At 34.4% G+C, this 8,322-nt stretch carries 8 protein-coding genes; all 8 read left to right on the forward strand.

Features of this window, described 5'->3' with window-relative positions; genetic code table 11:
• Window positions 1-648 precede the first annotated feature (648 nt).
• Window positions 649-993: a P-II family nitrogen regulator gene (locus tag Q8907_09325; protein MDP4274464.1), complete on the forward strand. Its 345-nt coding sequence runs from the start codon at window positions 649-651 to the stop codon at window positions 991-993.
• Between the two features lie 182 nt (window positions 994-1,175).
• Window positions 1,176-2,423: an ammonium transporter gene (locus tag Q8907_09330; protein ID MDP4274465.1), complete on the forward strand. Its 1,248-nt coding sequence runs from the start codon at window positions 1,176-1,178 to the stop codon at window positions 2,421-2,423.
• Between the two features lie 289 nt (window positions 2,424-2,712).
• On the forward strand, window positions 2,713-3,075 hold the full coding sequence (locus Q8907_09335) for a P-II family nitrogen regulator (GenBank protein MDP4274466.1): 363 nt from the start codon (window positions 2,713-2,715) through the stop codon (window positions 3,073-3,075).
• A gap of 445 nt (window positions 3,076-3,520) precedes the next feature.
• On the forward strand, window positions 3,521-4,630 hold the full coding sequence (locus Q8907_09340; GenBank protein ID MDP4274467.1) for a hypothetical protein: 1,110 nt from the start codon (window positions 3,521-3,523) through the stop codon (window positions 4,628-4,630).
• Window positions 4,631-4,633: 3 nt separating this feature from the next.
• Window positions 4,634-5,164, forward strand: a complete 531-nt coding sequence (locus tag Q8907_09345) for a hypothetical protein (protein MDP4274468.1) — start codon at window positions 4,634-4,636, stop codon at window positions 5,162-5,164.
• Window positions 5,165-5,241: 77 nt separating this feature from the next.
• Window positions 5,242-5,859, forward strand: coding sequence for an MBL fold metallo-hydrolase (locus tag Q8907_09350; protein MDP4274469.1), 618 nt, complete (start codon window positions 5,242-5,244; stop codon window positions 5,857-5,859).
• A gap of 747 nt (window positions 5,860-6,606) precedes the next feature.
• Window positions 6,607-7,110 (forward strand): hypothetical protein, encoded by a 504-nt coding sequence (locus tag Q8907_09355; protein ID MDP4274470.1) that lies wholly within the window; start codon window positions 6,607-6,609, stop codon window positions 7,108-7,110.
• Between the two features lie 123 nt (window positions 7,111-7,233).
• Window positions 7,234-8,025 carry a CHAD domain-containing protein gene (locus tag Q8907_09360; protein MDP4274471.1) on the forward strand — a complete coding sequence of 264 codons (792 nt, stop codon included), beginning with the start codon at window positions 7,234-7,236 and terminating at the stop codon, window positions 8,023-8,025.
• Window positions 8,026-8,322: the final 297 nt, after the last annotated feature.

An 8,322-nucleotide genomic window follows, 5' to 3' on the forward strand; every position in this document is an offset into this window, starting at 1 on the left:
AAAAGTTAAACTATAAGCTTATAAAAAGGTATTGGTAACAGACAATTTCCATTCTGTTGAGAACAATTAAAAATAGATTACCTGTTATTGTATCAATTGTCTGGGAAATATTTCACACTGTTTTACTTCTTATTTTATTTGAAGTAGTCTTCAAAATTTTACTGTTGCAGAAATAGGTCTCTTTTGCGACTGCTCCTTTTTATTCTGCAAAACCTTGAGAAGATTGTTTCTAAAACCTCATAAAAATGGGGAGTGAATTTTCCCAAATGCCCTATCAGAAATCTTTTTTGCAATAACATATATATTATTGATAGACAATAAATAAAATTTGATAATTTCTTGTTTCCTATGTGTTAGAATTTATCCTGAGAAGTTTGAACTAATCAACTTGGTGAAATATTTTAAACACCAAAATAAGGAGGGTTGGGTATGAAAAAATAATAAAAATTAAAATATACCCCTTAAAAAATTATATTAAATTAGAAAAATGTACTAAAAAATTTTAGAATGACATCTTTTCAATTAATTTTGCAGAAAATTAAAATTTATCAGATTTGAAACGTTCATGTTTGCGAATAAAACACAAAACACGAATAGCAATAGCAAACATGGAGTTCCATACGACATTTAAAAACCAATTATTTCCATATGAAGAAAATTGAAGCGATCATTCGTAAGACTAAATTTGAAGAGGTTCGTAAGGCCCTTCATGCGGCAGATATTGATTTCTTATCCTGGTGGGATGTGAAAGGGCAGGGTACCGCAAAACAAGGTTTGATTTTCAGGGGAGTGGCTTATGACATCACCGCAATTGCCCGGGTCTATATCTCTTTTGTTGTTCGCGATATCAATCAGGACAAAGCAATTTCAGCCATCCTTAAAACAGCATACACCGGTGAAAGCGGTGATGGCCGGATTTTTATTTCCGACATCAATCAGTCCATCAGAATCCGGACCGGTGATGTGGGCGATGATTCACTCTTCAATAAATAATTCAACCTTTTACCTTAAATATTGATATAAATAAAAATAAAATGAAATTTAAAGTAATATATAGATATCTGATTATAATATTTTTGCTTTTGATTATTAGTCCTGCAGCTATCTTTGCTCAGGAAGCCGCAGCCTCCCAGGTAAGTCTGCACCCTGTCATCAATGCCGGCAATACAGCCTGGATGATTGTAGCAACCATTCTTGTTTTATTTATGACTATACCGGGTTTGGCTCTTTTTTATGGAGGACTGGTTCGTCAAAAAAATGTACTGAATATTTTTATGCAGTGCTTTATTTTGGCGGCTGCTATTAGCCTAGAATGGATTATGTTTGGTTATAGCAATGCATTTGGTTCTTCTTCGGGAGTTTTAAAGCCTTTTATTGGAGGTTTTAACTGGGCATTTCTGAAGGGTATTAAAATTACAGACCCCAGCCCTTATTTTATCTCTCAGCCTGTTGAACGTATCCCGCATATTGTTTTCATCATGTTTCAATGTATGTTTGCAGTAATCACCCCTGCACTGATCATTGGTTCATTTGCTGAACGAATCAAGTTCCGCGGATTTTTGATCTTTTCCTTGTTGTGGGCAATACTTGTATATAATCCTGTTGCACATTGGGTTTGGTCGGCCGATGGTTGGCTGTGCAAACTTGGAGCCCTTGATTTTGCAGGGGGCACAGTAGTTCACATCAATGCTGGCGTTTCTGCCATTGTTTGTGCTGTTCTGATTGGAAAGCGCAAATATTACGAAGGTCATCCGACTCCTCCCCATAATGTTCCCATGGTGGCTTTGGGTGCTGCAATGCTTTGGTTTGGCTGGTTCGGATTCAATGCAGGCAGCGGTTTAGCTGCAGATGCATTGGCTGCCAATGCGATGATGGTAACTCATATTGCTACTGCCGCTGCTGCCTTTACCTGGGCATCGCTGGACTGGATTATCAATAAGAAACCCACCCTGGTGGGTACTGCTACCGGTGCAGTTGCCGGTTTGGTTGCCATTACACCGGCTTCAGGCTCTGTGGGCATTGGAGGGGCTATTGCTATTGGAATGGCCGTTTCTCTCATCTGCTTTTTTATGGTGAGCGTGGTGAAACCAAAACTGGGTTATGACGATTCTCTTGATGCCTTTGGGGTTCATGGTGTAGGAGGGATTATCGGAGCTATCCTGACCGGTGTATTTGCTACCAAGGCCGTGACTGGTTTGTATCTTCCCAACGGGGGTGTCTCGGGCGCCTTATATGGGAATATAAAACAGTTACTTATTCAATTGGTTGCCGTTTTTACTACCATTCTGTATTCCGGAATTCTTACCTTTATATTGTTTAAAATTACGGACAAGGCATTTGGAATCCGTGCTACCGTGGAAGAAGAAATCGATGGCTTGGATATAACCCAACATAACGAAATAGCTTATAACGAAACGGAGTAAAAAGTATATTTATAAAAAAAAGTCAAATAAAGGCAGGGATTTTTCTCTGTCTTTATTTTTTCAATACCCTTTAATGACGGGGTAATTAACTATTTTTATATAAAAATAGGACTAATAGGGCACTAATAGAGAGGCTAACTTTCCAAATTTTTAACTTTTTTGAACAGATACTTGAATTTTGCCAATCCTATATCGTTGTTAATCAGCCTGTAGTACCAATTATATTTTCGTAAATGTGGTTTTTATTGGTTAATTTTGAGCTGTCAAAAAATAACTAAACTATACCACCATGAAGAAGATAGAAGCAATCATAAGAAAAGAAAAATTTGAAGAGGTAAAAAAAGCCTTGTTTGATGTGGATATTGAGTTCTTTACTTATTGGGATGCTACGGGTATAGGTAAACAAAAAGAGCGGGTTGTTTTCCGTTCCCAGTCAGTTAAAACAGACCAGATACAAAGAAGACAGCTTTCCATTGTGGTTCGTGACCAAAACGTTGAAAAAACCGTGAATGCCATTATGAAAGCCGCATGGACAGGGGAAATTGGCGACGGGAAAATCTTTGTATCGAATATCGAACAGGCATACCGGATCCGTACCGGGGAATCCGGCCCGGAATCGCTTTATGTCAAAGAAGCTGAGGCACTTGCATAAATTTGAAATTTTGAGGCAAAAGTTGTGTGGGCCAGGTCTCACAGCATTCGAATTTCCATAAAAATACTGCATATATCTAACATTAACCTAAATGTGAGAATCTAAAAGATTAGTCCAGATAAAATTGTATGATGATTTATTTTTGGCCGGAAGTAGAAGCATAAAAAATTATCTGAAAACACTGACCTTGTGATATTTAAATTTGATTTAAAGAAAGGGACTTGTTTGCCTGTAAACGCAACATATAAAAATTCCAGGATTTCATTGAATTACCCTGATAAGTTGTATTTCATCAATAGTTAAAAAGGCTGTTAAATATTTGGAATTATTAAATATTAAACAGAAATTTAACATTAAAAATTTAAGATTTTTTAAGTTAAACGACTTGATTAATTTTAATAAAGTTGTAGTGCAACCTAATGTCCTTATAAACCAAACCTGAACGATGAAACCAAACTACTTGATTATTGTCTTTCTGTTCTTAGTTGATTTAAATGTTTTTTCTCAATCGGATTATCGAAAAGGATATGTTCAAATTACAGAAACAGATACCCTTTATGGTTTAATTAATTATAAGAGCGATGAATCTAACAACAAAGTTTGCTATTTTAAAAGAGATGAAGGGGCTGAGGTCCAAAAATTTCTGCCTGGAAAAATATATGGATACAGGTTTTTAGAAGGTAAATACTATGTTTCAAAAATAGTAACTAACAAGAATGAAACAGAAACAATTTTTGTCGAGTGTTTACTAAAGGGGGTAGTTAGTTTGTTTTATTACAATGATTATCATGATCATTACCTCCTGCAAAAGGAAGGATTGCCCATTAAAGAAATTTCCTATGACGATGACATTTATTATATTGATGATAAACCCTATTATCACGACCATAATAATTTGATAAACAGGGGAATGATAAAATATTATCTGCAGGATTGTCCGGAAATATTTAATGCCATCGACGAACTAAAAAGTCCTTCCCACAGCGAATTAATCGGCTTAATAAAAAAATATCATGATTTAAAATGTCCTAATAATGTTTGTGTGATTTACAGGAGAAAGTTACCGGGATTTAAAATGTACATTCAACCTATTTGTGGAGTAACCCGATACAACAAAAATTATGTCAACTATTCAAATCCTGATTATTCAGGCCAATTTGGAATATTAACTTATTTCTGGATGCCTCTGGTCAATGAAAGAATGTTTTTTAAGACAGGAATATTATATTCTAAGATTAAAGAAGTAGATGATACAGAACATCCGGACAGATTTGATCAGAGTACTTATTTTAAAGTCCCTTTGCAATTTCAATATATTTTTTTGAAACATTGTATATCTCCTACTTTCGGAGGAGGAATGAATTTTTTTACTTCACATAGATCTCCTTTTACACTGTATACTGCATTAAATGCCGGATTGAATATTAAATGGAATGAACGTTTCAATATTCTTTTTTTGGCTGATATGGATTACGTTGGACTATGTTTTTTTATCCCTACCATTAAACATATAGTTTCCAATTCTTTTAGCCTGGGTATAACAATGAAATTGTAAAATATGACTAAAAAAGATTTTTTCCGGCTCATTATTAAGATTTTCGGGCTCTATTCAGTCATTTTAATTGTTTTCACAATTCTTCCTAATACCCTTTCTTTTGTTGTTAATGAATTTAATTTTACCGGACTTATAGAAATCATTTGCACTTTAGGCGTGATCCTCTTGTTTTTCATGTTCCTGATTTATAAGCCCGATAAAATAATCAACTGGTTGAAACTTGAAAAAGGATTTGATGAAGACAGAATTGAATTTCAGAATTTTAATGGTCAAAATATATTAAAATTAGCTGTTATTGTAATCGGTGGTATTATCCTGATCCGGAATATCCCCACATTTCTAAGCAACACCTTTTTTGCTTTTCAATCATCTGTAGGCAATCAACTTAACAAGGACGTCATCAGGTATGGCAGTACACAGAATTATATTCAATGGGCTACCAGTTTTTTGAATATCATATTGGGCTATTTGATGCTTACAAATTATAATTATATCAGTAAAATATTGAATGAAAAAGAGAAACAAGAAAAATAAACCTATATTTATTTTCGGTTAGTTGTTATGTGCAATTTCTAATTCCCATTCTTATAAACCCAATTAAACATAATTAAATGATTTTCAAGCCAATTAAAACTCAAAGGATTACAGAGAACATTTATGCTGTAAGGACCTTGATTTCTAATTTTTATATTTACTCGGATGGCAAAAATTCCATCTGCTTTGACACCGGTTATGTAGCACCAATTATTAGGCACGCAATTAAAAGGCTGGGTATAGACCGTGCATTTGTTTCACATGTCTTTTTAACCCATTCGGACTATGATCATGTTGGGGGTATAAAAGTATTTAAGAATGCTCAAATTTATCTTTCAGAGGACGAAGAACGGATGATTACTTTTAAAAAACCACGTTTTTTGTTTGTGTTTAATAAGCCCATACGCCGGGAACATCAGTTGTTAAAAGACGGAGAGGTAATCCATATCGGCAAAATAAAGGTGGAATCAATAAAAACGCCCGGGCATACTCCAGGTTCTATGTCCTATCTGGTCAATGACAGCATTTTATTCTCTGGGGACACCCTGATGATTCATGGAGGGAAAATAACCCCGTTTTTCTGGCTGCAGAATATGAGCACAAAAACACAGAAAGAATCCATTAAAAAACTATTTCAGAGAAATGGGATTAAAATGATCTGCACTGGACATTCAGGTTACCTGATTAAATTTTAATTTAAGTTTCTCAACTAAATAATTGCCTGAGCGTAATAAAATTTAAAGTCCGTGATTTATTGTTCTTCCATAGTGGGCTAAAAAAGGCCGGTGATTTACAAAAAAGTCCCTGGACTTTTAATCTTTATCATTCATTAATTGAACCATTTCAAACAAAATCAAACCACTTCGAACAATTTCGAACCTCTTTTATCTTAGTGGTTAAAGTATTTTGAGCCTTTGCGTGGAATGCATTTCTCGCCAAAGCCGCAAAGTCGCTATGTTTTAGGGCAAAGAACAACACATTTCGGCGGACCTCATTTAACTCAGTGTTTCTCAGTGTAATGATATTCATTTACGCTGAGATCCGCTGAGAAAAACCTGAGTTATTCTAAGTATTACCAGGAAAAAGTATCCTGTTATTACCCCAATTTACAACTTTCGAAATTTCAATAATGTGATTTTTAAAAAGATTAATCGAATAGCAATTCAACTTTGATCTGTTCTTTTACCTGAGCGGAGCCGAGGGCAAATTTTCTAATTAATCCAGAATTCTTCCTTGTTCTGCAAACATTTTTCGGAGAATTAACTTCATCTGCTTTATTAAAAATCTGCTAAATTATTGGAAATGTGGGATTTTAATTATAACTTATTCCTTTAATTTTGAGAAGGGCAATTATTTTAATGACGCAACTAAATCATCACCAGGAGGGTGTTTTACAATCAATTGTCGGTACTAAGTGAGAGAGCAGAGCAAAGATTGACTGCATGAAAAGGATGATTATCATTATGGTTTGCATATTTTCAGGAACAGGTTTATTGGCTCAGAACAAAGATGAGCCCGTTGGTTCAAGGCCTTTTCATGATTTCAATATAAATTTGGCCGGCGATGCTTCGATCATTTCCATTAATTATGAAAGACTGTTTTTAATTTGTCCATCTTTTTTTGTTGCCGGAAATATTGGATTAGGTTACAATGAAGAATTCAAAATTTTCAGGACTTATTCACCCCCTGAAGAATATGTGACCATTTCGCATTATTTGACCGGCAATATTGGGAAAAGAAGAAGTTGCTTTGAACTGGGAATCGGAGGAACATTTATAAGTGGAAGTACTGATCAACATTATATACTCTATCCAATAGTTGGATACAGATTACAACCTTTAAAATCTGGCCGTCTTAATTTTAGAGCAAATTTCCAATTCCCTTTAATGGAAACAGATGATATCTTTTTCTCCCCCCTGGGATTGAGCCTTGGTATATGTTTTTAATTCAGGTTGGGAGTTACATCAGAAAGTATATTCAATCCTGATTTTTCCATCTTATAAATAGATTGGTTGTCTTATGCGGAGCAAAAAAGTATCCTTAGTTTAGTTGATTTATAATTTTGTAAGGTGAAAAAGCTGACCAAATACCTGGACAATAGAGCAGAACAAATCAGTGCTTTTTTGGAAATGCCGGCAGATGCTTATAATTATGATACATTTCATGTATTAAGGGTAGAAATTAAAAAGCTTAAATTCCTAATCGACCTGATCAAATTCAGCGATGATCAATTTAAAGAAAAGAAGATTTTAAGGATATTTGCTCAGATATTCAAATATGCAGGGCAAGTCAGGGATATTCATGTAGAATTGGATGTACTTAAAAAATACGCAAAATCTGATTTATTTAAGAAATATGAAAACAAGCTCCTGACGAAAAAACAAAGAGGAGAGAAGAAATTCTTCCTGGTCACAGGCCAGTTGGATAATGTCATGTTAAAAGAAACATTTAAAGAACTGCTGCTTTTTTCAAAATCTGTTACCGAAGACGAGGTCGGAAACTATCTAAAGAAACAAAGGGACATCATTGAGCAACATTTTAAAAAAGAATCCTTACAGACTGAGGAATTGCATGAACTTAGAAAAACGCTGAAAAAACTAACTTATGCTGAAAATGTAATGGATGAAAAACGAAGTCAAAAGAAAATATTGCAAGAATCATTATCAGATATTTTAGGAAAATGGCATGATAATCTGCTGGTAATGGAACATCTGGAAACTGCATTAAATTCAAAAAAAACAACTCAGGAAGAAATGCGTTTCCTTAAAAATATTTACCTGAATCTTGTATTTCAGAACGATAATTACCTTAAGATAATTTGTTCCAAAATTGATCAAATCAGGATTTCCTTAATGTTCTGAAATATTTTGAAGGGCTAGATTATGCCGGTAAAACCGTTATGAAACCCGGATTGCTGATTTAAACCCTCTAATTGTGGCTGAAACTGTTAAAACCAGGCCGGTTTTAATTTTTCAGACTAATTAATTGAAGTAGATTCTTCAGCTTTATACAATTATTTATTTAAGTTTCGCAAGTAGTATAAAGGGGTTATAACAGATTTCTCTGTGGCACTCTGTGTTAAAACTCTGTGGTTCTCTGTGTAATAAATCGATACAATAACACAGAGGTACACAGAGAAGACACAGAGGAATATTTCT

It is taken from the genome of Bacteroidota bacterium, from assembly GCA_030706565.1.
Classification (GTDB): Bacteria; Bacteroidota; Bacteroidia; order Bacteroidales; family JAUZOH01; genus JAUZOH01.